Annotated in this window: 20 protein-coding genes; 9 read left to right on the top strand and 11 right to left on the bottom strand. The window is 38.6% G+C overall.

Going from position 1 to position 25,958, the window contains the following annotated elements:
• Positions 1-128 precede the first annotated feature (128 nt).
• The 5 genes from NMK36_RS17060 to NMK36_RS17035 all read right to left on the bottom strand — a co-directional run bounded on the left by NMK36_RS17060 (position 129) and on the right by NMK36_RS17035 (position 4,967).
• Entirely contained in the window at positions 129-956 is an 828-nt protein-coding gene (locus NMK36_RS17060; protein ID WP_254174234.1) for a DUF1206 domain-containing protein, read from the bottom strand.
• A gap of 60 nt (positions 957-1,016) precedes the next feature.
• A complete protein-coding gene (locus NMK36_RS17055) occupies positions 1,017-1,964 on the bottom strand; it encodes a putative 2-dehydropantoate 2-reductase (protein ID WP_072719497.1) in 948 nt (315 codons plus the stop codon).
• Between the two features lie 23 nt (positions 1,965-1,987).
• The gene (locus NMK36_RS29015; RefSeq protein ID WP_072719496.1) at positions 1,988-3,043 is read right to left on the bottom strand and encodes a hemopexin repeat-containing protein; all 1,056 of its coding nucleotides are present in this window, start codon (positions 3,041-3,043) and stop codon (positions 1,988-1,990) included.
• A gap of 108 nt (positions 3,044-3,151) precedes the next feature.
• Positions 3,152-3,565 carry a tellurite resistance TerB family protein gene (locus NMK36_RS17040; protein WP_072719495.1) on the bottom strand — a complete coding sequence of 138 codons (414 nt, stop codon included), beginning with the start codon at positions 3,563-3,565 and terminating at the stop codon, positions 3,152-3,154.
• 82 nt (positions 3,566-3,647) lie between these two features.
• Positions 3,648-4,967 carry an ATP-binding protein gene (locus tag NMK36_RS17035; RefSeq protein ID WP_072719494.1) on the bottom strand — a complete coding sequence of 440 codons (1,320 nt, stop codon included), beginning with the start codon at positions 4,965-4,967 and terminating at the stop codon, positions 3,648-3,650.
• 215 nt (positions 4,968-5,182) lie between these two features.
• Between NMK36_RS17035 and NMK36_RS17030 the strand changes: the two genes are divergently transcribed.
• The 4 genes from NMK36_RS17030 to NMK36_RS28815 all read left to right on the top strand — a co-directional run bounded on the left by NMK36_RS17030 (position 5,183) and on the right by NMK36_RS28815 (position 10,469).
• Positions 5,183-5,503, top strand: coding sequence for a TMEM14 family protein (locus NMK36_RS17030; RefSeq protein ID WP_367400274.1), 321 nt, complete (start codon positions 5,183-5,185; stop codon positions 5,501-5,503).
• A gap of 44 nt (positions 5,504-5,547) precedes the next feature.
• Positions 5,548-6,726, top strand: coding sequence for a cobalt-precorrin-5B (C(1))-methyltransferase CbiD (gene cbiD / locus NMK36_RS17025; protein WP_072719492.1), 1,179 nt, complete (start codon positions 5,548-5,550; stop codon positions 6,724-6,726).
• A gap of 180 nt (positions 6,727-6,906) precedes the next feature.
• The gene (gene guaA, locus NMK36_RS17020) at positions 6,907-8,526 is read left to right on the top strand and encodes a glutamine-hydrolyzing GMP synthase (protein WP_072719491.1); all 1,620 of its coding nucleotides are present in this window, start codon (positions 6,907-6,909) and stop codon (positions 8,524-8,526) included.
• Positions 8,527-8,882: 356 nt separating this feature from the next.
• A complete protein-coding gene (locus tag NMK36_RS28815; protein WP_072719490.1) occupies positions 8,883-10,469 on the top strand; it encodes an SDR family NAD(P)-dependent oxidoreductase in 1,587 nt (528 codons plus the stop codon).
• Positions 10,470-10,796: 327 nt separating this feature from the next.
• Here NMK36_RS28815 and NMK36_RS17005 read toward each other — a convergent pair whose 3' ends face one another.
• Positions 10,797-12,632: a vWA domain-containing protein gene (locus NMK36_RS17005; RefSeq protein WP_254174233.1), complete on the bottom strand. Its 1,836-nt coding sequence runs from the start codon at positions 12,630-12,632 to the stop codon at positions 10,797-10,799.
• Positions 12,633-13,185: 553 nt separating this feature from the next.
• On the opposite strand from NMK36_RS17005, the gene NMK36_RS17000 reads away from it, so the two are divergent.
• Together NMK36_RS17000 and NMK36_RS16995 are read left to right on the top strand one after the other, a co-directional pair.
• Positions 13,186-13,308, top strand: coding sequence for a photosystem II protein Y (locus NMK36_RS17000; RefSeq protein ID WP_072719488.1), 123 nt, complete (start codon positions 13,186-13,188; stop codon positions 13,306-13,308).
• A gap of 211 nt (positions 13,309-13,519) precedes the next feature.
• Positions 13,520-13,771, top strand: coding sequence for a MoaD/ThiS family protein (locus NMK36_RS16995; protein WP_072719487.1), 252 nt, complete (start codon positions 13,520-13,522; stop codon positions 13,769-13,771).
• 213 nt (positions 13,772-13,984) lie between these two features.
• Here the strand turns inward: NMK36_RS16995 and NMK36_RS16990 are convergent, their stop codons facing one another.
• Complete coding sequence (locus NMK36_RS16990) at positions 13,985-17,380, bottom strand: diguanylate cyclase domain-containing protein (RefSeq protein ID WP_254174232.1); 3,396 nt, start codon at positions 17,378-17,380, stop codon at positions 13,985-13,987.
• A gap of 394 nt (positions 17,381-17,774) precedes the next feature.
• Here NMK36_RS16990 and NMK36_RS16985 point away from each other — a divergent pair, with 394 nt between their 5' ends.
• On the top strand, positions 17,775-18,188 hold the full coding sequence (locus tag NMK36_RS16985) for a thiol-disulfide oxidoreductase DCC family protein (RefSeq protein WP_254174231.1): 414 nt from the start codon (positions 17,775-17,777) through the stop codon (positions 18,186-18,188).
• Between the two features lie 47 nt (positions 18,189-18,235).
• Here NMK36_RS16985 and NMK36_RS16980 read toward each other — a convergent pair whose 3' ends face one another.
• Complete coding sequence (locus tag NMK36_RS16980; protein ID WP_254174230.1) at positions 18,236-20,017, bottom strand: ArnT family glycosyltransferase; 1,782 nt, start codon at positions 20,015-20,017, stop codon at positions 18,236-18,238.
• Positions 20,018-20,031: 14 nt separating this feature from the next.
• Entirely contained in the window at positions 20,032-20,700 is a 669-nt protein-coding gene (locus NMK36_RS16975) for a phosphatase PAP2 family protein (protein ID WP_072719483.1), read from the bottom strand.
• Positions 20,701-20,872: 172 nt separating this feature from the next.
• Between NMK36_RS16975 and pap the strand changes: the two genes are divergently transcribed.
• Together pap and NMK36_RS16965 are read left to right on the top strand one after the other, a co-directional pair.
• Positions 20,873-22,360, top strand: a complete 1,488-nt coding sequence (gene pap, locus NMK36_RS16970) for a polyphosphate:AMP phosphotransferase (protein ID WP_072719482.1) — start codon at positions 20,873-20,875, stop codon at positions 22,358-22,360.
• A 202-nt stretch (positions 22,361-22,562) separates the two neighbouring features.
• Positions 22,563-23,549 (top strand): YdcF family protein, encoded by a 987-nt coding sequence (locus tag NMK36_RS16965; protein WP_254174229.1) that lies wholly within the window; start codon positions 22,563-22,565, stop codon positions 23,547-23,549.
• On the opposite strand, the gene NMK36_RS16960 is transcribed toward NMK36_RS16965, so the two are convergent.
• Together NMK36_RS16960 and NMK36_RS16955 are read right to left on the bottom strand one after the other, a co-directional pair.
• Positions 23,546-23,833: a hypothetical protein gene (locus NMK36_RS16960; RefSeq protein WP_254174228.1), complete on the bottom strand. Its 288-nt coding sequence runs from the start codon at positions 23,831-23,833 to the stop codon at positions 23,546-23,548. The genes NMK36_RS16965 and NMK36_RS16960 overlap by 4 nt on opposite strands.
• Before the next feature lie 233 nt (positions 23,834-24,066).
• The gene (locus NMK36_RS16955) at positions 24,067-25,728 is read right to left on the bottom strand and encodes a mechanosensitive ion channel (protein WP_254174227.1); all 1,662 of its coding nucleotides are present in this window, start codon (positions 25,726-25,728) and stop codon (positions 24,067-24,069) included.
• Between the last annotated feature and the right edge of the window lie 230 nt (positions 25,729-25,958).

The following is a 25,958-nucleotide window of genomic DNA, read 5'->3' as shown; positions in this document are numbered from 1 at the left end:
GCGCGCCTCGCCCCGAACTGCAAATCAAAGTATTTTTTAGTATTAATAATCAAGTTGACCATTTTATAAAATTCCTTTCAACTTGCTATATATCTGATACAAATTAGTAAAGATTCCCCCTAAACTCCTTAATCCACTTCAATGCGCTTATAAATGGCTTTTACCGCCATATAAATTCCGTAAGCAACTAAACCTAAAGCGACTAAAGTTAATAGAAATTTACCAAAAGGTTGTTGTTTTAAGGTTTGTAAAGCTCCATCAATTCCTTTAACTTCATTGGGATTAGTAAAACGAGCGGCTTGAATCAAGAAAAAACCAATAATAACAAAAACAATCCCTCTAGCAAAAATCCCTAATCGGCAAATATTAATTAATAAGTTTTGCTTTTTGGGTTCTAAATTCCTTAAATCTAGCTCTTGAGTAAACTTAGTTTTATAGGCTTTATAAAACATATAAAACCCTAAGCCAATAATGAATGCTCCTAGGGTGGCAACTAGCCAATTTCCCCAAGGTTGAGCGAGTACAAACGCTGTCCAATCTTGTTGGGAATTTCCGCCTCCGGTGGCTGCACCCATGACTAAACGAGCCGATGTTAAGGCTAATCCGGCATAAATTAATCCGCTTATCGCATAACCTAAACGGCTAAAAATTCCTTTCGCATCGCTACCTTTATGTTCAGGATCTTGAATACATTCAATCCATCGCCATAGGGCATATCCGATTAATCCAATCGTGATTAATACTAATAGAAATTGTCCAAAAGGTTGGGTTGCAATTGTCTGTAAGGCTCCAGTGGTATCCGTTGTTTGTCCGCCCAAACCAAAGGCAGCCATTAGGGCTAACACTCCAATTAATCCATAAACAAAGCCTTTCGTTATATACCCTAAGCGGGCTAAACGTTCTATCCAAGTTGAACGATTTGCAGTGACAGTATAGGAAGGTCGATTAGAACTCATAACGTCCTTCAAATTAGATTTGATCTTTCTAATTTAACGAACCCTTCCTAATTTCTCCCTCTATCGGAGGATAGTTTGATTTCGGGCATCTAAAAATTTTAACTGTTGATAGAGCATCGTAATTTTAGGAACATCAACACCCTGAGCAATAGCAGCTTGTAAAGGATTTCCAACAATAGCTTCCAGTTCTAAAGGACGATGAGCGTCATAATCTAACTTCATACTGGTTAAATAAGGCTTCATTTTATCCGTATGATCGAGCATCAATTCAATATAATTTTTAGGAAGATGGCGATTATAACTAGAAGCGATCGCTACGACTTCTCCCATTAATTCTTCTGCTAAAAGACGAGTTTCTGGGTTTGCCATGATTTCATCGGTTCTGGCATCTAACACCACTGAAAGCCCATTATAAGGAATATTCCAGACTAATTTTTTCCATCGAGATAACATTAAATCTTCTGTCAGTTCCACCGGAATATTAGCTTGCTGAAAATCTCTTCCAATCTCTTGCATACGCTCGGAAATTCCTCCGGGTTGATATTGAGCTTGATATTCTCCTAAATGAACCGCACTATAATCAATATGCTGAATATGTCCAGGCCCGACTTTATTAGAACAAATAAAACAAAGTCCCCCCATCACTCGTTTTTCCCCAACGATTTCAGCAATTTGAGGTTCAACATTGAGTCCATTTTGTAAGAGTAAAACAACTCCATCGGGTTTAACAATGGGTGGCAATAGTTGAGGTAATAAATAATTGTGAGTCGTTTTTAAAGCAACAATCACAACATCACAGGGAGGCATTTGATGAACATCATTATAGGCCTGAACTTGGGGCAGGGTAAAATTCCCCTCTAAAGAGTCAATTTTTAAACCTTGTGTACGGACAAATTCATAATCTCGATTTAGGAGAAAATGAACTTCCAGACCCGCTTTTTGAAGTTTCGCACCGTAAAACCCTCCGACTGCACCTGTACCAATAATTGCATAGCTTCGAGTTGCCATAACCTTAAAAAACGCTCCTGAATTTAACGAGGTTTACAATAAAAAATTGACCAAGTTTCATTGATTTTTTTAGGATGACCTGGCTCAATAGAGCCTAGATTAATATCATAGACAATATATTGATCTTCTTTAAATAAAAAGGCTTTCTGATAATTAAGTGTTACGGCTGCATCAATCCCTTCCGTAAATTTCAAAGGCCATTCTTTTCCTAATCCGTCTTTAATCTTCTTGGGATAACCTCGATCTGTCATTTCTTTATAAATATCATATTGTATATATTCATCCCCTTTAAAAAAATAAGCTTTTCCATTATTCCATAAAACAGCAGCATCAATTCCTTGATAAAAATGACTAGGCCATCCCAACCAATTCCCACTATTTAATTTTTGAGGATAACCCGGTTCTACCCGATTTTGATATAAATCAAAGCGAAGATATTCATTTCCTTTAAATAAAAATGCTTTGCCATTATTCCAGAGTAAACCCGCATCAATTCCCTGATGAAAGGACTCTGGAAAACTAGCTCCGATTCCCTGTTGAATTTTTTTAGGGTATCCTGATTCAATACAGTGGTGGGCTAAATTATAATTAATATACTGATTGCCTTTGAAAAAATAAGCATTTCCATCTCGCCAAATTACAACTGTATCTAAATCCGCCATCAAAAACCGAGCTTTTCCCAAATCTAACCAGTTAAGAATTTCTGCTGGTAAATGTTTGCGTTGACGAGTTTTTGGATCAATACAGATATGTTTCGTTGATCCTTGAGCAATTAATTGATCAGAAGATTTCAAGACAACTTTATATTGTATTTTGAAAGAAGTTTCATTAATCAATTCAGGGGTTGATTCAATTAAAATGTGATCTCCACAATATAAAGGAAAGCGGAAATCAACTGTTGCATGAACAACAGGAATAGCAGAATCAGGATTAATAAAAAAATTTTTAATATCAATTTCAGCCGTTGTTAGAGAGGCTTCATAAGCTTCATGACACATCGCCAAAATATTGGTAAAATAAACCACACCCGCAGCATCCGTATCTTGAAAACGAACGATTCGACTGTAGATATAAGTCATTTTATCCTCTCATTTCAAACCTAAATCTTGAAAACTTAAATTTTGTAAAAATACACTGAGGTGGGCAATGCCCACCTACTCAATTTTAATTCTTTTTCTCTAATTGTATCATCCTTTATTTTTGATCAACATAACATCAATAATGTTATTTGCCATGCTTTCAGAAATCTCTAAGACATTAAAGAGATTATCGAGCAAGGCATCTTCTTCTTCGGTAATTTCTCCATCGGCTAAGGTAATATCTGTAACAACGGCAAAAGCCGTTTCTCTCAATTCTTTAGGCAATTTTTCCACGGCTGCTTTTAATAATACATCCGATCCCTGCTCTTGTAATTGATTTAGGAGTTGATCAATCATAGCTCGCATTTTCTCACCGGAATAATCACTGAAAAGCTGCATTCGTGAAAACGTTGTTGTTATCGCTTGGGACTCACTTCCGGTAATATAACCATCGGCTGCTACTGCAATTAATGAGATCGCAGCAAAAGCTTCCGCAGAATTCAGTTCAATGGGACTTGGCATTGTTAAAACCTCCTGACTAATTTGGAATTGAAGCAGATTTTTCCCACGCTTATGATGACACTATCTGCTGATTTTTTCCAATTTATTTTCTGAAAATTGCTAATTCAGCCGTTAAAAAGTCAATAAATTGTCGCGCCGTCCGCCCAGATCGACCATTATGACGAGTGGCCCATTGTAAGGCTCGAAACTGCAAATCTTCAGGACTAATCTCAATTCCTCCTTGATAAGCTAAATGTTTGACAATATTCAAATAAGTATTTTGATCCGCCGGTTCAAAGGTTAAGGTTAAACCAAAGCGATCGCTAAAGGATAATTTTTCCTGTACCGTATCCCAAACATGAACTTCATCCTGATCTTTTGGAGACGGTCGATCTTCAAAATATTCTCGCACTAAATGACGACGGTTAGAGGTTGCATAAACCACAACGTTTTGAGGACGGGCTGTTAAATTTCCTTCTAATACAACTTTCAAGGCTTTAAAAGCATCGTCATCTTCTTCAAAGGATAAATCATCCACAAAAATAATAAATTTTTGCGGTACACCTTGCAACTGTTCGACCACAAGAGATAAATCTTTTAAATCTGATTTTGCGACTTCAATTAATTTTAAATTTCGATCCCTATAATGGTGTAATAATGCCTTGATTAAAGAGGATTTACCCGCACCTCGACTTCCATATAATAAAACATTTAAGGCGGGATATCCGGCTAATAAAATTTCAGTATTTTTTAAGAGCATATCCCGTTGGGTTTCATAACCGACTAACTGGTTTAAATGGACAGGATCGGGATTTAAAATTTTAATAAATTGTTTCTGTTGCCAACGAAATGCAGAGGCACTGGCAAATAAACCCGTCCCAAATTTCCGATAATGATCTGCTAAACTTTCTACGGCATCTGACCAATTTTCTAAGGTTGAAAACTGACTTTTTAGGGGCAATTCTTCAATTTTATTTAACTGTTCCGGTTGCGGTTGCCAAATTGTCGGATTTTCGGATAATTGGGCAATACTTCGTAACCACTGACTTATTTTTTCACTATTACATTGATAGAGGGTTTGTAATGTTTTTAAGTCTAGTTTTGTTGCTTCAATTAAAGACGAGGATAATTGATTAAAGGAGATTTGCTGCGCTTGTTGACTAAAGGGATTATCAGCGCGTAAAATTTGGGTAATTAAATAGTCTTGCCAAGTTTGTCGATGTTTGGCTTGAACTTGAAACCAAATTCCATAGGCTTTTAAACAATTTAAAATACTAGATTCACCGTGATGGAATGCTTCTAGCAGGCTTAAAAATGCCTGTCCAATTTCATCATTTAAAACCTCTTGATATAATAATAAAGATGCAGCTTGACGTTGCAAAAAGCGTACCTGAGAGATGATTTGACTATTCAGAGAAGACATAGGAACAAGTTGACAATTTATCTTCCATTTTACCAAAAATTGTCTGATTCAGAAACTCTTTTTTTCCCAGATGCTGGATTTCTAGGATTAACAAGCTCTATATAAATTTTTACAACGTTAAAGTTTAACTTTTGATACAATTAGAACAAATGTTAATCCAGTTCGCCCCTAAAGTTGTATAAAAGAACTTTGTAATAATGGGATGAACAGGAGTTATGATGAGTTTAGGGGTAATTGCTGCGATCGCTTACGGCTTATTAGCGATTATCGGTGGCATTGTTGGTTATACTAAAGCTAAAAGTAAAATTTCTCTGTTTGCAGGTTGTACCACTGGTCTATTACTGGTGTTAGGTGGAATTCTTCAGATTCAAGGGTTAACCTGGGGATTAATTTTCTCCATTGTTCTGTCGGGTTTTTTGATCATTACTTTTATTTCCCGTTTATTCAAAACCCGTAAATTCATGCCTTCTGGATTAATGATTATTGCCGGATTTGTTGCCTTGGCTTTGATGGGATATCAACTGCAAATTCTTTGAATATAGTAATAGGGAATAGGGAATAGGGAATACAGCTAAAAATTATGATTATAAATCAACCTTGTTCTGGATATACACTTCCTGTTTTTGCTTGTGCTGCGGCTGTAGCTGCTTTACAATATTTACAACAAAAAAATCAGTTCCTTCAGCAAGTTTCCATTGATTTAATAGATCCGGCGGAAACAGTTAATATCCCCATTGAACAAATTGCGATGTTAACCGAAAATTCTGCTTTAGCGATTACTCGTTCTGATCCAGGAGATAATTTAGATTTAACTCGAAATACGCCCATTTGGGCAAGGGTAGAATGGGTGAATCATTTACCCCTACCTTTGTCTTCTCCAGGGAGAAGGGATCAACTTTCAGATGCTATTTTTATTCAAGGTGGAGAAGGAATTGGCTATCATGAAAAAACCGGACAAACCGCAATTTATCGTTATGCAAAACTTTTATTATTAGCCAATCTTGAGAAATACCTAAAACCTAACGAAAAAATTTTAATCACCTTTATTTTACCTGAAGGGAAACAACTGGCAACCCGCACCTCTAATGCTGCTTTTGGAATTGTTGAAGGCTTATCGTTATTGGGAACAACCGGAATTTCTCAAGCCTTAACTGTTCCTGAACAATTAGAACACTATCAAGCGCAATTACAAGAAAAAGCTAGAGAATTTGATTGTTTAGTTTTCTGTATTGGTGAAAATGGATTAGATTTGGCTCAGAAAATGGGAATTCCACCTCAACAAATCGTGAAAACAGCAAATTGGTTAGGATCAATGTTAGTTTCCGCAGCCTTAGCTGGAATTCAATCCATTTTATTATTAGGTTATCATGGCAAATTAATCAAATTAGCGGGGGGAATTTTCCACACCCATCATCATCTAGCTGATGGCCGATTAGAAATATTAACCGCCTATTGTGCAACTGCTGGACTCCCCACCGTAAATCTTCAACAAATTTTTAACAGCACAACGGCTGAGGATGCCTTACAATATCTGCGAGAATTAGAGGTAATACAAGGGGAAAATTGGGTTAATCAAGTTTATGGAGCGATCGCAACCGCGATTGATCACCGATCCCAGGCTTATATTTACACCCACTGCGAAAAAAATGTCAAGGTAGGTTCCCTAATGTTCGACCGTAAGCGTAAAATTATCATCACAAGTAAAATCGCTGATACACTTTTACAGCAAATTTGTTATTCTAATTTGAATCACTCTTGAAGGCTGTTGTCAAGATTTGTCCATCCTGACCCATAACCGCTAATTCAGGATCGCTAAATCTATAATCATGTCATGAGCCGTTGAAAGCCTCCTCTATATATTCTCCTCAGTGAGACTAGAGGACGTGTGGATTTTATAGTTTTTGACCTTCTAATTTCTATCCCTTACATTAAACTCAATATGTCTCCCCAGACTCAAACTCCAACTCAACCCCAAGATACTCATACTTCAGGCGAAAAATTGAACCGACAAATGATTGTCATTCTTGACTTCGGTTCCCAATATTCCGAATTAATTGCCCGCCGCATTCGGGAAACCGAGGTTTATTCTGAGGTGATTTCCTACCGCACCACCGCCGAACAACTCACAGCCCTGAACCCAAAAGGCATTATCCTCTCTGGTGGCCCCAATTCTGTCTATGATGAAGGCGCACCCGAATGTGATCCCCAACTCTGGGAGTTGGGTATTCCCGTTTTAGGGGTTTGTTATGGAATGCAGTTAATGGTAAAACAGCTAGGTGGCGGCGTAGAACGAGCCAAACGCGCCGAATATGGTAAAGCTTCTTTACAGATTGATGATCCAACGGATTTACTCACCAATGTTGAACAGGGTGCAACGATGTGGATGAGTCATGCTGACTCCTGCACCCAATTACCCCCTGGATTTGAAGTTTTAGCCCATACTGATAATACCCCCTGCGCCGCCATTGCTGACCATGAAAGACGTTTATATGGTGTCCAATTCCATCCTGAAGTGGTTCATTCCATTGGGGGTCAAGCCTTAATTCGCAATTTTGTTTATCATATTTGTCGCTGTCAACCGACTTGGACAATGGAAGCTTTTGTTGAAGAATCCATTCGAGAAATTCGTGCGCGAGTTGGTGATAAACGGGTATTATTAGCACTTTCCGGTGGCGTTGATTCTTCAACTTTAGCCTTTTTATTACACCGTGCCATTGGCGATAATTTAACTTGTATGTTTATCGACCAAGGGTTTATGCGGAAATTAGAACCGGAACGATTAGTTAAGTTATTTCATGAACAATTTCATATTCCGGTTCAATATGTGAACGCCCGTGAACGCTTCTTAAAACAACTTGAAGGTGTTACTGACCCCGAAGAAAAACGTAAACGCATTGGTCGAGAATTTATTCGAGTTTTTGAAGAAGAATCGACTCGTTTAGGGCCCTTTGATTATTTAGCTCAAGGAACATTATATCCTGATGTGATTGAATCGGCTGATACTAATGTTGATCCCAAAACCGGAGAACGGGTTGCGGTTAAAATTAAAAGCCATCACAATGTCGGAGGATTACCTAAAGATTTACGGTTTAAATTAGTAGAACCCCTGCGAAAACTGTTTAAAGATGAAGTCAGAAAAGTCGGGCGTTCTATTGGTTTACCCGAAGAAATTGTTCGACGTCATCCTTTTCCTGGCCCTGGTTTAGCCATTCGGATTTTAGGAGAAGTCACGGCTGAAAAGTTAAATATTCTCCGAGATGCAGATTTAATTGTTCGTGAAGAAATCAATAAACAAGGGGTTTATCACGATTATTGGCAAGCTTTTGCAGTATTACTTCCGGTGCGAAGCGTTGGGGTGATGGGAGATCATCGCACCTATGCTTATCCGATTGTTCTACGATTTGTGAGTAGTGAAGATGGCATGACGGCCGATTGGTCACGGGTTCCCTATGATTTATTAGAACAGATTTCTAATCGGATTGTGAATGAAGTTCGTGGCGTGAATCGGGTCGTTTATGATATTACGTCTAAGCCGCCTGGAACTATTGAATGGGAATAGAATTTTTTAAGTCAAATTCCCCATAAACAATCGTAGAGACGCGCCTTCAATAACCGTAGAGACGCGCCTTCAATAACCGTAGAGACGCGCCTTCAATAACCGTAGAGACGCGCCTTCAATAACCGTAGAGACGCGCCTTCAATAACCGTAGAGACGCGCCTTCAATAACCGTAGAGACGCGCCTTCAATAACCGTAGAGACGCGCCTTCAATAACCGTAGAGACGCGCCTTCAATAACCGTAGAGACGCGCCTTCAATAACCGTAGAGACGCGCCTTCAATAACCGTAGAGACGCGCCATGGCACGTCTCTACAAAGGCATTTTTTTAACCAGAGTGAATTTTAACCAGAGTTAATATGAAACCACCAGTTTGTCTAATCACCGGGGGAAGTTCTGGAATAGGTTTAACCACCGCATTAGAACTCGCTAAACAGGGATATCATGTTTTAATAGCTTGTCGTTCTGAACGCAAAGCCTATCAAGCCATTGATTATATTGAAAAACACACAAATCAGGGAAAAGTTGAATTTTTACCGTTAGATTTAGCTTCATTAGATTCAATTCGTTGCTGTGTTAATCATTTTGAAAAACGACAGCTTCCGTTAAATTTATTAATTAATAATGCAGGTATTTTTAATCAATCTGGAACCACAGAAGAAGGATTTGAATTAATTTGGGGAACCAATTATTTAGGACATTTTTTATTAACCTATTTATTATTAGATAAACTCAACTCATCAGAATCCAGCCAAATAATATTCATAGGTTCTGATGTAGCTTTATGGTCAAAAAATCTGGACTGGAAACGATGGGTGAAGAAAACGCCCTTGAACTTCCTGAAATTATATGCAGATTCTAAAATGTGTTTATTACTCTTGATGCGGTATCTTCTACAACATCAATTGTATCAAACCGCCGTCAGAGTCAATACATTTCATCCGGGTTTTGTTCAATCTAATATTACCATTTGGCATCAGTTAAGCCGTTTTTTAAAGATTGGTAATTCTCCTCAAAAAATAAGTAAAAATATTATGAAATTTTTGACTGATCCTGAATATAATTCAGTTCAAGGTCAATTCCTAAATCGAAATCTTCAACCGATGCCCTTAACGGATGTTAGCATAAATGATCATTTAGCGAGTCAAATTTGGGAAAAAAGTTTATTTTGGACTGGATTATCTAATCCAATTATACAAACCCCCGTTCAATATAACCCTGAAGATGGAATCTGGGGGCCTTATTCTTTAAATTTAACCGAAACCGAACTGAAAGAGATTCAAAAACAGATTTTCAAGATTGTTTTACCCCGTTCTCCTATTCCCGTCCTTTTTAATAGCTATCAATTTCTCAAAACCGGAAATTTTGGCTCATTAATATTATTACTAATTCAAGGATTAAAACGGGAATTTCACATGGAACGCCATTTAGATTCTCCTGTTATTTTTGAACTTTGCCAAAACCCCTATTTACTCGAAAAAGTTCGAGAATATTTAGGAGAATCTTTGTTTCTTTGGCGTTCTGAATTATGGGTGAATTATCCCGCACAACAATTAATTCCCCTTTGGCATCAAGACCGATATCCTCAGTTATTAACAAAAACGGGAAAAACTCTCCATGCTTATCTTGCTTTAACTGAAGTAAATGCGGGCAATGGATTTCAATATTTACCGGAAAAATATAACTCGTTATGTTCGGTTAAAATGAATGATCCCTTTAGCGGAAATCCTTTTTTTGAAGTCAAAACAGATGTAGAACAATTGGCATTACCCGTTTGTTTAAAACCGGGAGAATTTATCTTTTTTACTGATGATTTAATTCACCGTTCGATTTGTAATATGAGTGGTCAAGTTCGTCTCTCCTTAACCCTCCGTTTTGCCGAATCTAGCGTTAAAATGTGTAGAAGTTATAGTTCTCACATCCAATCTCCCATTGTATTTTTTTAGAGGTAAATCGTAGGAGCGAGGTTTCTTTCAAAGTCCGTCAACTTAACCCTAAAAGCCTTGAAATAAATTTCAGGCTGTAGAGACGTTGCATGCAACGTCTCTACGTCATCTAAAGATGACTGAAGGCTTGTTTTTCTTAACCCGTTAAAACGGGTTTGAGCTTTTAGCCCGAACTTGAGTTCAGGGCATTATAACTACAGTCAGCATTGAATCACTAGCGACCAAGCCTGCCGTAGACGATTCCTTTTTTCAGTAATATGTGCTAGTTGTTTAGACCCGAAACCTTGAGGTTTATTTTCTTTAAGTGTTGATGGTTAGCATCCAATTCTATTGAATCAGACGGCGAATTTTGCCATAAGCGGCATAAGATTTGCCATCGGAAGACTCCCGAACTTCATCAACTACATAGAGTACACCTTCGGCGCGAATATCACGAGGAAAGCGAATATTATAATTAGGATTATAACCATCGGAAACAACTCGCGCCCGGAGTTTACTGCCTTCTTTCACACATTGAATAATCACGCCATTTCCGACGGTATCAGTGGTTTCTAAATCAGCGAAGGATTTAGGAGCTTTAGCAGCTTGTAAATTAGTCGTTTTTGGGGTTTTCTGTGTTCCGGCTTGACATTCTTCTCCGGGTTTGACGAAGCGTTTAATGGTTCCAGAAGCACGATAAAAATCTCCATTGGCAGACAGTTTAATTTCTTCGACAATATAAGTAACGCCTTCTTCTCGAATATGACGTGGAAACTGAACATTAAACTCTGGATTATACCCGTCTGAAATAACTCGAACTCTTAATTTTCCCCCCTCGCGAATACATTCGACTAATACCCCTTGTTCAAAACTGGAAACGGCCTCTAAACTATCAGCATCTCCGGCTGCAATTCCTCGTAAATTTAAGTCTTCTCGGTTGCGAGTTCGGGTTTGATAGGATTGATCTCGCATTTCTTTACGGCTGACGGAATCAAAATTTCGGGTTTCAATCCGTTGAGCATAATATTCTAATTGTTCAATTTCTTCAGCAATTTCAAAGATTTCGTTTAAGAGTTTTTGTTGAATGTCTTGAATCGCAGATCGTAAGGTTTCCGCCGCTTTTTGATAGTCTCCTTTATCGGTTAAAGAGATCGCTTGTTCTTTAACTTGAGCAATTCTCAATTTACTGGTTTGTTCAAAAACGGATTGATCGGGTTTAACTTGTTGAGCGTCTGCCTCGGAACCGATATTAATGGTAATCGGTAATTCTCCAGAAAGCTGTTCAATACTGTCATTAACAATAGTTTGATATTGATAATGAATCGAGATCAGTGGCAGTTGACCAATAGGATTTTGAGGCGGAATTACTAATTGTACGGCTAACTGTTTGGCTTCTATTTCATAAACATCCCCGACAAAAATTTCTAAGCCCTTTTCAGTGGAGGATGTTCGGTAATTATTTAAGATTTCTCGGAGTTCAATCGAGGATTCAGGGTGTAATGTTACGGTTAAATTTTGGCCAACTACGGAGGTTAAACTTTCTAATTCAATCCGAAAGACATCGGTGGCTTCATCGGGAGATTGAATAAAATAAAAATTCCCTCCCGCCGCCTTAGCCATCGCAATTAATAAATCTTCATTAAAATAAGTACCAAATCCCAATGTAGTTGTGATAATACCCTGTTCTGATTGTTTATGAGCCGTTTTTGTCAAGATTTGAGGATCGGTAATGCCCTCATTGGCTTGTCCATCGGTTAATAATAAAACTCGGTTTAAATGTTCACGATTGAGACAAGATTTAACTTGTTCGCAGCCTAATAACCAACCCCCACTTAAATTTGTACAACCTCCGGCTTTAATTTTGCCCAGGATTTTACAAATTTCCGCTTTATTTTTAACGGGTTGAGGAGGTAAAATTAAATCAGCTTGATCATCATAAATGACAACAGAAACAATATCTTGCTCCGTTAAAGATTCAACTAACTTTTGGGCAGCTTGAATGGCATAACGCAAAGGTTGACCTGCCATTGAACCCGAACGATCAATGACTAAACTTAAATTCAACGGTCGTCGAGAAGAAACACGGGCTGTTTTTTCTCCATTAAAATTTAGAATTAAATCAACGGTAGTCGCTGTATTCGTAGCAATTAATGAATGAGAAAGCGAATAGTTAACCTGAATCATAATTTAAACTCCTAAAGATCAGCCAAAATTTCAAAATTCATCAAAAGCTGTCATCACAAGTGTGATCGGGTTAACATGGTCTATCCCCCAATTTCTCTGGTTTCTATTGTGCCCAGTAAAGGTTCAAATCGATCAAAATTTAAGATTTGCTTTTTGGGTCTATAGCGCTACACATTACAGTTAGGACATTTCTAAATCCAGCAAAAGGATTCACTGCTTACTGTTCGGTGTTCCCAGTTAAGCTGTTCCCTCTTCAAGTAGCGCTATAGGTTTTGGGGACTTTCCCTGAAGATAATTAACAAAACTTCACATTTTTGAACAGGGTTCTCATTCCATCCCCCCGGAAATCTGATAGAATCTCCTTATCATGCTTGACTTTAGGCCATTAGCGAAACCTTAGCTAATCGCTAAACAGTCAAAGATCAGTTTTTTGGGTCTTGGGTCTTGGGAACCCCAACTCCTGCCTGGGGAGGAAATTTAAGACCAGTAAAGACAAAAATACGATCACAATAAAAAGATGAGAGACGTTTAAAAATTTTTAGGAGGAAAATCTATGGATTTCGATTTTCGGATTCTCATTGTTCTGTTACCCTTGCTGGCTGCGGCGGGATGGGCTGTCTATAATATTGGTGCGATCGCCCTCAGACAAGTTCAAGGCTTTTTAAATAAAAGTTAAATATTAACTCTTAACCAATGCTTTGCCCTATCCTGTGATTCTAAGGGGTAGGGTTTTTATTTGCTTTAAAAGGGTTCAAATTAACGTTAAGATTAAGCTAATTTTTAAAACTTTTCTCTAGTGGAAAAAATAACAATTTGATTTTTCATTTCAAGCCGCGATCAGCTGCTTTTTTTGTTATCATAATATTTTTTAAGTCTTCATTCTCAATATGTCAATTACGGTTACGGTTAAACTCTTTGCAGCCTTTCAAGAAGCCTACAGTGTTTCCGAATTAGTGTTACACCTTCCACCTCAAACGCCTGTATCTGCAATTTTAGACCACTGTATTCAGGAACATCCTGAACTAGAGAAATGGCGAAATCTAACGCAATTTGGCATTAACCTAGAATTTGCCAGTGCTGAGACACCTCTAAAAAATGGAGATGAAGTTGTTTTAATTCCCCCGGTTAGTGGTGGTTAATTTTAAGGGAATTGAGGTGATTTACCGCTATTGATTTGTTGGAATTAATGAAGAGCGCTCTCCCCCTTTCAGTTCAACAGAGCGCTCAGTCCCCAAAATTTCATCACAATCGTATATTATCACACCTGTTTAAAAAACGATACCCCTATTAGGCATAAAATTTTATACCGTGCATTCTCATTGGGAATCAATATTTCTCCAAAATAGTAAATTCTACACGGGTTGAACACAATAACGGGCACGTCCTTTTTGTTTAGCTTGGTATAAGGCTTGATCAGCAGCCTCAATTAACACAGACAAAGACGTTAAAGGAGAGGGAAGGGTACAAGCTACCCCTAAACTTAAGGTTAACCACGGACTTACTGTTGATTTGTCGTGGGGTATTTCTAGTTGTAAAACCGCCCCTTGAATATGTTGTGCGACATGAATCGCTCCATCCTGATTGGTATTGGGTAAAATAATGGCAAATTCTTCTCCACCATAACGAGCGACTAAATCCGCAGGCCGTCGTAACGTATTCTCAATCGCTTGAGCGACTTGTTTCAAACAGCTATCTCCGGCGGGATGTCCATAGTAATCATTATATTGTTTGAAATAGTCAATATCACACATAATTAAAGCTAAAGAACCTTGTTCTCGTTGTAAGCGTTGCCATTCCTGTTCCAAATATTCATCAAAGCGACGACGGTTTGCGACTTGAGTTAAACCATCAACGGTGGCTTGGCGTTTTAATTGTTGGTTAGCAACTTGTAATTCTTGATAAAGTTCAGATTGTTGAATCGCGATCGCTAATTGATCAGCAATGGCACAAGTTAACTCGATTTCCGATTCTTTCCAGCCCCTTAAATGTTGATGTTTAAGTAACCCCAAACAGCCCCAAACTTGAGAACCCACCCGCAAAGGAATCGGTAACCAAGTTCCAGAAATTCCGGTTAAATGTTGAATTTCTTGAGAATTTGGAACAGTCAAATCCTCAGTTTCTGAGTGATGAAGTTGCTGAATGGGGGAAAGAATTGCAGGAGTTGTATTGCGATCATAACTATAGGAAGCTACCTCTTTCCATTGTTCTTCTTGGGGAAGATGTTGTAAAATACAAGCCCGATCCACCCGTAATAAGGTGACAATTTCAGCGACGGCTGTGGAAAAAATAGTATCCAAATCCAAGGATTGACGAATGAATTGAATCACATGATTTAACGTTTGGGCACGACGAGCTTGATATTGAGTTTGTTGATAAAGTTGACTTTGTTGTAGGGCAATTCCAACTTGTTCGGAAATTTGTCGCAGTAAGGTTGCTTCCCATTGTAACCAATGGCGTAACCCATGATTTTGACAAATCATTAAGAGTCCCCAAAGTTGATTTTGTTCAAATAAAGGAACCATAATCGCCGAACAAATTCCCCAATATTTTAAGACTTTTAGCATTCCTGAATGAATCGGATCATGATTAATATCATTAATCACTCGCATCCGACCTTGATTAAAATTTTCATAGCATTCCAGAGGAATTAAAGGGGTTTCAGATTGTCGGTTTCTCAAGAATTTTAAGGATTCATCGGGTTCTGTTTCGGCAATAATTTTACCTCGCCGATCCGGGAAAATTCGATAAATTAAAACCTGATCACATTCGAGTAACTGTTGCACTTCTTTAACCGTTGCATTTAAAATATCATCTAAATTCAAGGATTGACGAATTTGATGGGTAATTTCCCAAATTAAATGTTCTTGAACAATCAATTGACACAATGCTTTTTCGGCTCGTTTGAGCGGTGTAATATCTTGAAACGTCGATAAAAATAAGCGATGTTGCTGATCTTGCATCATCACCGTTGATAATAGTAAGGTTTTTAACTGCCCATTTTTAGCTTGAATTGTCGTTTCCAAATTAAAGATTGAACCCGTTGAAGCCACCTTTTTTAATCGGTCTTGCGCCTTCTGATAACCTTCAGCCGTTGGATATAATAAAGCCAGAAAATCGGAATGAGATTGAGCTTCTTCTAAGGTATATCCGGTAATTTCTGTCATTTGAGGATTAAACAGATAAAAATTCCCCTGTTCATCACTGAGCATAATTCCACTGCCCACGGTTTCAATCACTGTTTTTAACCGATTTTGTGTTGTTAAAAGTTGCATTTCAGCTTCTTTGCGATCGGTAATATCAACAAAATAACCTACAATTTCTAATGGATTTCCTCGCCCATCTTTAATCAGTCGCATTTCTAATCGTAACCAACACCAATGACCTTGAGCGTGTAAAAAACGAGCTTCATGAATATGGGTTCCAGTTGTTAATACCTGAATAAAAGCATCCTGCCATTGAGATTTTTCTTCTTCTGGAACATAGTTGTGCCAAATATTCTCTTCCTTTAAAAAGGTAGCAACCTCATATCCTAAAAGCGTATATACATTGTCACTAATAAATGTAATTTGATAGTGGGGTTGAGGTTGACAACTAAAAATCACCGCCGGACTACTGCGAAGTAATTGTTTGAGGCGTTCACTCACTTGATGAAGTTCCGATGTCATTTGTTGACGACGCTGGAGTTCTTCTTGTAACCCATCATTCGCCTGAGTTAATTCGGCTGTCCATTGTAATAAAGAAAGTTGTAGTTGTTCATTAGATTGTTGAGATTGTTGAATAGGCGTTTGGGTTGGTTGATCTTCTGTAATATCTGTGATTGTACTCAGAAGTAATGCTCTACCATCGGTCAATTGTCCCAAGGTCAGGGCACTCCATTCCCAAATTCTCAGATAGCCTTGATGATTCGTAATCAGATAATCTCGGCGAAGTTCAGGTAAACGAGATCCCCCGACTAAATTTTTAGTGCTGGGGAGAGGTTCTGGGTTCGTTAACCGTTCGCTCCAGGCTGAAATGGTGGGTAATTGAGCCACAGTATAACCTGTAATTTCTGCCCAACTCTGATTAATTTCAATGACTTCGCCATCTTCGGTGTGTAGCATCAGGGGATGGGGGGCAGATAAAAGAGCTTGGTAAAGCTTTTCTTGGGGTTGGGAGGTGTCATTTTCCCCCGGTGGCAAGTTCTGTTTTAGTTCCAGAGGGTTTGAGTCTTCAGCTTGAGAATGGCGGTAGGACATATAATTAACATGATGGATGATCCACCCAATAAAGATTAGAAACAAAACCCAATTGGTCAGATTTTGGATCATCTCTTCAGGTTCACGAGTGTAGAGGGGGTAATGGAACCCTAAAAAGATTAATCCTCGTAGGAACAACCCCATTAAAAATATTCTGGGTAAAAACTGTTGGAGGATTTGACAGGCGAGTTGATACACGCCCTGAAATTTAAGCCAAAATAGTGTAAATTTCTGAAAAACAAATGAAGAGTTTTGATACCATAGCCATAAACTGATTCCCGCTAAAACCAGACAAAACGCCATATCAACTTGAATCTTGAAAAAATCTCGTAAGACAATATTCAAAACCGAACTGTTCAAATACAAACCTAACAGCACACTTAGCACTAAACTGATTAAGTCTAAACCCATTGACCGGGAAAAAGGCTCAAAATCCGTCTTTTTCTTCTCAAAAAAAGATTGTTGTAGATGAGTTTTGAGTTGCCAAGAGTGATTGCTTCCATTCTGATTCATATTGACAATTCCAGTTTTTGAGATGGCTATCAATTTTAACCTCAATCTTTCGGTATTTCCCTCTATCTATAGCTAAGAAAACTGGCTTATACAGAAAAAAAAAGATTTTAAGATGAGGATTTAAACGATCCTACCTCACAAAAATTTTTCGAGATAAACTTATTAGTTTACTCAAAAAAATATCTGTAGGAAACAGTGATATTACGGAACTTTAAGCGTTGTACAGATTAGGCTTGATACGGTACTGGTACAAAAATACTGATGAATTCCCCTATTTCTTTAGATAGAGGTGATCCTTGAATCAATATCACTTCTTAATTCCCTGGATGGTTAGAAATGTTTTATCCTATAAGAGCATGGTAACACTATCGGATTGTGACTCTGGGCTAATTTAATGACATATCATGTAATCTATGACGGGAATTGCAACTTATGTGTAACCCTGGTGCAACTGTTAGAAATTTTAGATCAAGGACACCAGTTTACCTATATTCCTATGCAGGATGAGCAAGGGTTAAGCCATTTTGCCATTACTCCCGGCGAGTGTAACTTAGGTATGATTTTAATTGATGGGAATCAACCTAACCACCGTTGGCAAGGAAGTGATGCGGCGGAAGAAATTGGCAGACTTTTACCCGCAGGAGGAATTTTTGTCGCAACTTATCGAGCCTTACCTGGGTTAAAATGGATTGGCGATCGCCTTTATGAACAAGTTCGGGATCATCGATATCTATTATTTGGTAAACGTTCAACTCCTTATCAGTCTACTTATCCCAGTTGTTGTACAAAAGGTGAATGTAATCTTTAACACCAAATTCTGGCTGAACTATTTGAGGTGGGGTTTCTCCACCTCTATTATTTTAATAGCACATCTCGCTTAATTCTAATTAATTGATAACCGCCTTGATTTTCTAAAACTTGATATTCTGAAGAATTTAATCCTAATTTGGCGATTTCTTTAGGTTTTGTAATCATTAAAATGGTATCAATGGGACGATTTAAAGGAAATAATTCTAATAATCGTTGTTTAATATTGTAGGTCATGAAATAGATCCGGCGTTGGGTATAAAATACCAAACTGGGTTTAAAAACACCAATGGTAATCAGGGGTTCATTGGGTTGATGAACTTGTTGAACTCGTAGGGATAATTGTCGCAGAGGTAAGTGTCTTTGAGTATCTAATAATTGACCCACTGGTAAGGCAACTAAACTCATAAATGCTAAAAATCCTAAAACATTTCCGATCCAAACTGCCCGTCTCCATCGAGGTTGCAAAAGGCAATAAAGGGTGATTCCACTAGCGATTAACCAGATTATTCCTGATATTATGGGTAAATGACTGGTTTGTAATAATTGAGGAAAATTAGGAGTATCTTCTCCCACCAGTTTCGGACTTAAAAAACTGGCAATTGCTAATATTAATAATATCAGAATATTAATACTGCCTGTGATTAAAAAAGGCAGAGATATTTTAGTTTTGTTTGACTCAATATTATTCTGCTGATTTCCCCATAAACTGATTAAAATCACTCCGGCGGGAATACAGGGTAAAACATAACTGGGTAGTTTGGTTGCAGATACACTAAAAAAAGCGAAAATAATCACAAACCACAATAAAGCAAATACACCTAACTGTTGAGAACGATCTTGAGAACGCCACTCTGGAAGTTGCCAAAATTTGACTTGATAAATTGCTATCGGTAAATAGACAGACCAAGGTAATAACGCTACTAAAATTACGGGGAAATAATAAAACCAAGGGCCAGGATGATTACTAACCACACTGGTAAATCGTTCTAAATTATGATGTCCAAAAAATGTGTCTAAATAAGCTTGACCATTGGCAAGGGTGACTAAAATAAACCAGGGAACTGCTATGATGATAAAAATTAAAATTCCGGGTAATAACTGCATTTCCCAGATCACCCTTTGCCATTGTTGGGTATAAATTAAAAATGCACCAATAATTAGAATCGGAAATACAATTCCAATCGGCCCCTTGGCTAAAACGGCTAAAGCAGAAAAGGTATAAAATGTAAAATACCAAGCTTTTTGTTGGCGAGTTTGGGGTTGAGCATAACCTAAGAAAAATGCTAATAATGAAATCGTTAAACAACTGGCTAAAAGCATATCGGAAACCCCCGTGCGTCCCCAAGCAATCCAAGCCGGATTTAACACCATCATTGCCATTCCCCACCAGGCTCCAATCCACTGTTGACGCAGGGTAGAAGGTTTAATTTCCCCTAGTAAAGAGGCTGGGTTTCCAAAGTAACGCAGGGTATAAAATACAAAAAAAGTCGATAAAATTGCGGTTATAGCTGACGGTAATCGTGCGCCCCATTCATTCACCCCTACAGCTTGAAAAGCGATCACCATTAACCAATAAATTAAGGGCGGTTTATCAAAACGAGTTTCCCCATTCCAATAGGGAGTAATCCAATCGCCTGTGAGGTGCATTTGTCGGGCGGCTTCAACAAACATGGGTTCGGTTTTATCAATTAACCCAATATCGCCTAAATGACTTAAAAAGGCGATCACACTGAGCAATAATAATCCTAGAATAGTTATTCCCCAAAGAAATTTCGGATAATTTTCCCAGGATTTCCAGATCGTTTTAAAAGATTGATTCAATAACATGGGTTGATGGTTGACTATTTCCTGATTTTATGATTTTCACGCGCTATTTTTAACCACGCCAAGCTCAGGGTTAAACTAATATAGCCTAAACCATACCCGGCGAGAATATCACTCGGCCAATGACATCTTAAATAAACACTACTAAAGCCAATAATCAGTACCCAGAGGGTAGCAAATCCATAGATATAGGGCGTTAATTTGGGATAACGTTCTGCGAGGAGATAAGCCATAAAAAAATAAAACAAAACATTCCCCGTCGCGTGACCACTGGGAAAGCTTCTTCCGACAGATTCAACTAATCGATCTGGGGGACGACTGCGAGAAATTAGCGGTTTCAGGATATCATCGACTACAATTAAAATACCCAAGGTGGAAAACGCTAAAACTTTGGCTTCAATCCAATACCGTTTCCAAACGAGTAACCCTAAAGTTAAAGCAATAATAACGGCTGTTCCTTTGACCCCTGTTAATAAATAAAAAAACCGAAAAATAGCATCCCAACTCTGGGGAAAGATTTGATGGGGAACTTGAATTAAAATTTGATCCAGTAATAAATCTTCGTGAACATTAAATCGAACAGAAAGTAAGATAAAAGGAACTAAAATTACCAGACAAATCCAAGCTTGCTGTTGAGAAATGGCTTTTTTAAACGAAACAAATCGACGATTGCAAGTTAAACGCATTATTTCCCACGTTTACTAATCCGTAGTTGAGTGAGTTTTGATTATACAATAACTGATCCCAATCCGGTGAATGTTCTCAAACCAAAAGTTAAAAAAGTTATTTAGGTTTTTGAGTCATGCCCTAATCAGAATTAGAATATTGAATCAGGACTTCATGAGGATCAAAGAGTCAATGTTAGATACCCTTGACCTGACGCTATCGCTGGATAAAGAAAGCTATAAAACTCAGATAGAAGCTTTAATGAAGGAGTTGCGATCGCTTCAACAAACCTGCCGAGATAAAAAATTACCGATTATTATTGTATTAGAAGGATGGGCAGCGGCGGGAAAAGGTGGACTCGTGAAAAAAATGGTGGGATACATGGACCCGAGGGGGTTTACGGTTCATCCCATCTGGCCCCCGACCCCTGAAGAATCCCGTTATCCGTTTCTGTGGCGGTTTTGGCAAAAATTACCTCCTCAAGGCACTATTGGCATTTTTTATCATAGTTGGTATACCCATATTTTAGAAGATCGCTTGTTTGGGCGACTGGAAGCACCGGATGTGCCCATGGCCATGCGACAAATTAACGCCTTTGAACGTCAGCTTGTCGATGATGGGGCGGTGATGGCGAAATTTTGGATCCATTTGAGTAAAAAAGAACTGAAAAAACGTCTAAAAACGGCTTCAGAAGATGAGTTAGAAGCTTGGCGGGTGCGTCCTGAAGATTGGAAACAAGCCAAAAATTATGATACCTATAGCACCCTAGCAGAAGAAATGGTGATTCATACTGGGACAGGTTCAGCCCCTTGGATATTAGTCGAAGGAGACTGTAAACGCTGGGCTAGGGTAAAGGTATTATCAACAATGGTGGCTTCCATAAAAGAAGCCTTAGACCGTTTGTATATTCAATTACCTCCTGCCTTTACAACGCCTCAAGACCGTTTACAACCCACAGAACCTAACCCCCTGGCTGCGGTTAATTTAAGTGCCGCCTTATCTTCGGAAAACTACAAAATCCAGTTACGTCAGCAACAAGTTAATTTAAGTCAATTGCAACAAACTCTCCATCAACAACAAATCCCCGTTTTAGCTTTATTTGAAGGTTGGGATGCGGCAGGAAAAGGAGGAGCAATTAAACGATTAACCGATATTTTAGATCCCCGTAGTTATGAAGTAAATACCTTTGCTGCACCGACGGATGAAGAAAAAGCTCATCATTATTTATGGCGGTTTTGGCGTTGGTTACCTCCGGGGGGAAAATTAGGAGTATTTGACCGCAGTTGGTATGGTCGAGTATTAGTAGAACGAGTCGAAGGCTTTGCGACTGAGTTAGAATGGCGACGAGCTTATCAAGAAATTAATGAATTTGAAGAACAGTTAACCAGTGCGGGCTATGTGTTAGTTAAATTCTGGTTACATATTGATCAAGAAGAACAATTAAAACGTTTTCAGGAACGGAAAGACAACCCTTATAAATTACATAAACTCACGGAAGAAGATTGGCGAAACCGCGAAAAATGGCCGTTGTATGAAGTAGCCGCTAATCAAATGATTCAACGCACCCATACACCCCATGCGCCTTGGACATTAGTAGCTGCTAATAATAAATATTATGCTCGTGTGAAAGTCATTGAAACCGTTGTTGAGGCGATTCGCCGTCGGTTAAAACAGGACTAATCTAGTGTTACTTGAAGAGGGAATAGCTTAACTGGGAATTACGAATTGGGAATTACGAATTACGAATTGGGAAAGGGTTTGCTGGATTTAGTAGATTAGTAGAGACGTGCCTATTTATGCTGTCAGACTATTGGCACGTCTGTACCACTGTTAAGGATTGATTCAAGTTAAGCGGTATTATTATAAAAATTCCTCTAATGCTATGTTTATTATCCTGACTCAACTTTTATTTCTGTTACTGGTAGGAGCCATTGCATTTAAAGTCTGGCAAATTTTGGGAGGTAAGGATAATAGCTTAATTAGTCGGTTGTTATTCATCCTGGTTTTAGTCTTAATTGTTTCTGCCTTGATTTCACCCGATAGTCAAGTCGGGTTAGTGGTATTAGGAATTTTATCAATTTTTTTTCGTCCCTTGGGATTATCAATTTTACTTTTATTAATTGCCTCTATTTTTATTAAAAATGGTAAAATCGATAAACCAGGGCCAACCTTAATTTTAGTCGCTTTATTAATTTTAATTGTAGCCAGTACCCCCGTCTTTGCGAATTGGCTGGCTCAACAAGTGGAAAAAGTTGCCTTAAAAACCGTACAAACCGATTTATGTTGTGGAGAACGGGCGGGGGCTATTGTTTTATTAGGACGGGGAACCACAGAACCCAAATTACCCTATCGCAAGCAAATTCAATTAACAGATACAGGCGATCGCATTCCCTACGCAGCCCAACTTTTTCGACAAGATCGAGGGCCGTTTATTATTGTCAGTGCAGGGCCTCGTCAGGAGTTAATTAATCCGATCATTGAAGCTAATGATATTAAACAACTTTTAATTTATATGGGAATTCCCGCAGAACGAATTCTACTCGAATCTCATGGAGGAACCACTTATAATAATGCTGTTGAAATTTATCAAATTATGCAAAAACATCGTTTAGGTCGAACGATTATTCTCGTAACCTCTGCCTTAGAAATGCGTCGGGCGAGTTTAACCTTTGCCAGAGTTGGGTTTAAAGTTATTCCCGCCCCCACCAATTTTTATACCTTTATTCATCAGAAAAAATATGTTCGTCATATTACTGGGGCAGATTTCGCGCCCAGTGCAGAAGCCTTATTATTAACAACACGGGTTTTAGATGAATATTTCTTAACCTTCTATTATTTTATTCGCGGTTGGTTAGCTCCCAGTATTTAAAACCGAGCATATTGAACGCGATCAAGAGCAGAACTCGGCTGTGAGACTGGACTGGAAGAGGAACCTAACCCGACGGAATTTCCTACCATTGCTACTAAGAAAAAGAGGAGCAGAAATAAAAATCCTAGAGTTTCCCAATCGGAATTTTTCTCAGGTTTTGGTTTCTGTTCCTCTTTAACGGATTTAACATCCACTTTAACTTCTATCTTTTTCCCCTGTAAGGGGCCATGCAGTTTAATACTGTTGCAGGTAATTTGATCCGCGATATTATCTTTATTAGACATGGTGCTTTCCTGAATTGTTAGTCTTAGAGCAATTCGCTAATCAACTACAACTCGGTTAACCTGAATTCGGGATCAAAATCTTAACCTAAACCCCCTTGAACTTACGTTCCCGATTCCGGGCTAAAAAATCAATCCGCTTTAAGGTTTAGGGGCGGGTGCTTTCGGAATTTCTGTTAACCCCAGAACCCAGTTAAAAACCCGTCCCAACCTAGGAGAACAGAAAACAGAATTAACTATTCATTGCGGAATTTAGAGAGGAAATTGCGAAGTTGTTCCCCCGCAACATCTCGTCCTCCTAAACCAAAAGCGATCGCAATTGCTACCGCAACAGCCCCTAACAACAAACCAAAGGCTAAATTGACAATATCGCTGGCAATTCCCATTTGTTGTAACGCCATTGCACCGACAAAGATAATAATCGCAATTCGAGCCGCTTGGGCTAAAAGACTAGATTGACGAGTTCCCGAACTCTCGATTAAATCATGAGCTAAATTGGCAAAATACAAACCAATGGCAAATACAATAATACCAATCAAAACTTTACCCGCAATCACGATAATTTGATTGAGAATTAAAGTTAAGGCGGCTAACCCTAAAATATCCGTTGCGGTGACGGCCGCAAACAACATAATCCCCACTAACACAATAATTCCGGCTAATTCAGACGGTGTGTTTTGGGGTAAGCGGGTAGAAACCGGAGAAACGGTGGGTTCCGTTGGAATGGTTTCTTCCGTAATAATACGTTCCTCAACTACAGGAGTTTGGGGAGAATGAATCCCTAACCAGCGAAAGATATTATCAAACCCAATACTGGTTAGAATATTAGTGACTAAATCCGCTACAAAACGCCCAATCAAATAAGCAAAAATTAAAACTGAAATTGCTAAAAAGATTTGGGGTAAGGCGTTAAAGATTTCCGTCAACATTAAAATGGCTGGCCCAGAAATCGCCTCGACTTTCAGGGTTTGTAAGGCAGAAATTGCCGTAGGAATCAGAATTAAAATGTAGACAATCAATCCAATAAGAGATGATAATCTTTGATTCCCTGTAAGCCGATTTAAACCTAAACGACTGCCAAATTGATCAATCCCAACCGCCGCCAAAAGATTGGTGACAATTCGACTCACGACTTGAGCCACTAACCAACCCGCACCTGCAATGACTAAAGCCGCAACAATATTAGGGAGAATCGAAAGGATTTGATAGAGCATTTGTTGAACGGGCTCTAATAATCCTTGTAACTGAAGCGTACTCAGAATGGCAGGCAAAAATAACAGAATGATGAACCAATACAGAGCATTTCCCAAGGTTTCACTCAGGGAAAATTGATCCGTAGTGGCATCATTCACTTGTTGATTTAAGCGTTCATCAAGGCGAAAGGCTCGGAAGACTCGAATTAATAAAGTTCGGGCAATCGTTGCTAAAATCCAAGCAATAGCAATTAAAATTGCCGCCCCAAACATTCGGGGTAAATAGTTTGTAACTTGGTTCAGTAAACTGGTTAAGGGTGTCGATGCTGCGGTAAGCTGAAGCTTATCTAAAAACGCAACAATTGCAAAGATAAAAATAATCCAGAATATGGCACTCCCCAACCAATCTTCTACCGGAAGTTTATCTTCTGGTGCCGTTGAACCCGAAACCCAAGCGGCAATTCGGTTATCTAAGTCTGTTTTTTTAAACAGGCTTTTCACTAAAGATTGAGCAAATAAGGCGATGAGGTAGCCAACCAATAAAATCCCACAAGCTAAAGCAATATCCACTACGGAAGTTTGACCTAACTTTAGGTTATTTAAGTCTAAGGGAACCGCTAGGGGATTGTCCTGAGCCAAATAAAGCGGGGATAAGGAATATAATTCCGTTCCCAACGGTGCTATTTGGTAAAATGTTCCATTCATAATAGTTCCAGTTACTTATTGGATGTCCAAACGTCGGCAAGGTTGTCATTCTCCCAGCCTTTCTGTAGAGTTGAACGGTTGTCAATTCCTAAAGTGGAGGTTTTTGGTCTCACAGGAACATGAACCGTTCTTCGCAAAGTCCTGGCTCTCCTGTTTTAACGAGGGTGCATCTTAAAGTCTGGTTATAATAGCGGAAAACAGGGGAATTTTTGAACGTTATTAGGGGTTTT

Source organism: Planktothrix pseudagardhii (assembly GCF_904830925.1).
Lineage (GTDB): Bacteria > Cyanobacteriota > Cyanobacteriia > Cyanobacteriales > Microcoleaceae > Planktothrix > Planktothrix tepida.
This window is presented reverse-complemented; position numbering and strand designations above follow the sequence as displayed.

Bases quoted from the DNA above. Each gene is read 5' to 3' on its own strand.
- NMK36_RS16975 (WP_072719483.1), bottom strand. From the start codon at position 20,700: ATGCGTTTAACTTGCAATCGTCGATTTGTTTCGTTTAAAAAAGCCATT.
- pap (WP_072719482.1), top strand. From the start codon at position 20,873: ATGTTAGATACCCTTGACCTGACGCTATCGCTGGATAAAGAAAGCTAT.
- cbiD (WP_072719492.1), top strand. From the start codon at position 5,548: ATGATTATAAATCAACCTTGTTCTGGATATACACTTCCTGTTTTTGCT.
- NMK36_RS17030 (WP_367400274.1), top strand. From the start codon at position 5,183: ATGATGAGTTTAGGGGTAATTGCTGCGATCGCTTACGGCTTATTAGCG.
- NMK36_RS16995 (WP_072719487.1), top strand. From the start codon at position 13,520: ATGTCAATTACGGTTACGGTTAAACTCTTTGCAGCCTTTCAAGAAGCC.
- NMK36_RS17035 (WP_072719494.1), bottom strand. From the start codon at position 4,967: ATGTCTTCTCTGAATAGTCAAATCATCTCTCAGGTACGCTTTTTGCAA.
- NMK36_RS17060 (WP_254174234.1), bottom strand. From the start codon at position 956: ATGAGTTCTAATCGACCTTCCTATACTGTCACTGCAAATCGTTCAACT.
- NMK36_RS16960 (WP_254174228.1), bottom strand. From the start codon at position 23,833: ATGTCTAATAAAGATAATATCGCGGATCAAATTACCTGCAACAGTATT.
- NMK36_RS16985 (WP_254174231.1), top strand. From the start codon at position 17,775: ATGACATATCATGTAATCTATGACGGGAATTGCAACTTATGTGTAACC.
- NMK36_RS17055 (WP_072719497.1), bottom strand. From the start codon at position 1,964: ATGGCAACTCGAAGCTATGCAATTATTGGTACAGGTGCAGTCGGAGGG.
- NMK36_RS29015 (WP_072719496.1), bottom strand. From the start codon at position 3,043: ATGACTTATATCTACAGTCGAATCGTTCGTTTTCAAGATACGGATGCT.
- NMK36_RS16965 (WP_254174229.1), top strand. From the start codon at position 22,563: ATGTTTATTATCCTGACTCAACTTTTATTTCTGTTACTGGTAGGAGCC.
- NMK36_RS28815 (WP_072719490.1), top strand. From the start codon at position 8,883: ATGAAACCACCAGTTTGTCTAATCACCGGGGGAAGTTCTGGAATAGGT.
- NMK36_RS17005 (WP_254174233.1), bottom strand. From the start codon at position 12,632: ATGATTCAGGTTAACTATTCGCTTTCTCATTCATTAATTGCTACGAAT.
- guaA (WP_072719491.1), top strand. From the start codon at position 6,907: ATGTCTCCCCAGACTCAAACTCCAACTCAACCCCAAGATACTCATACT.
- NMK36_RS17000 (WP_072719488.1), top strand. From the start codon at position 13,186: ATGGATTTCGATTTTCGGATTCTCATTGTTCTGTTACCCTTGCTGGCT.
- NMK36_RS16990 (WP_254174232.1), bottom strand. From the start codon at position 17,380: ATGAATCAGAATGGAAGCAATCACTCTTGGCAACTCAAAACTCATCTA.
- NMK36_RS16955 (WP_254174227.1), bottom strand. From the start codon at position 25,728: ATGAATGGAACATTTTACCAAATAGCACCGTTGGGAACGGAATTATAT.
- NMK36_RS16980 (WP_254174230.1), bottom strand. From the start codon at position 20,017: ATGTTATTGAATCAATCTTTTAAAACGATCTGGAAATCCTGGGAAAAT.
- NMK36_RS17040 (WP_072719495.1), bottom strand. From the start codon at position 3,565: ATGCCAAGTCCCATTGAACTGAATTCTGCGGAAGCTTTTGCTGCGATC.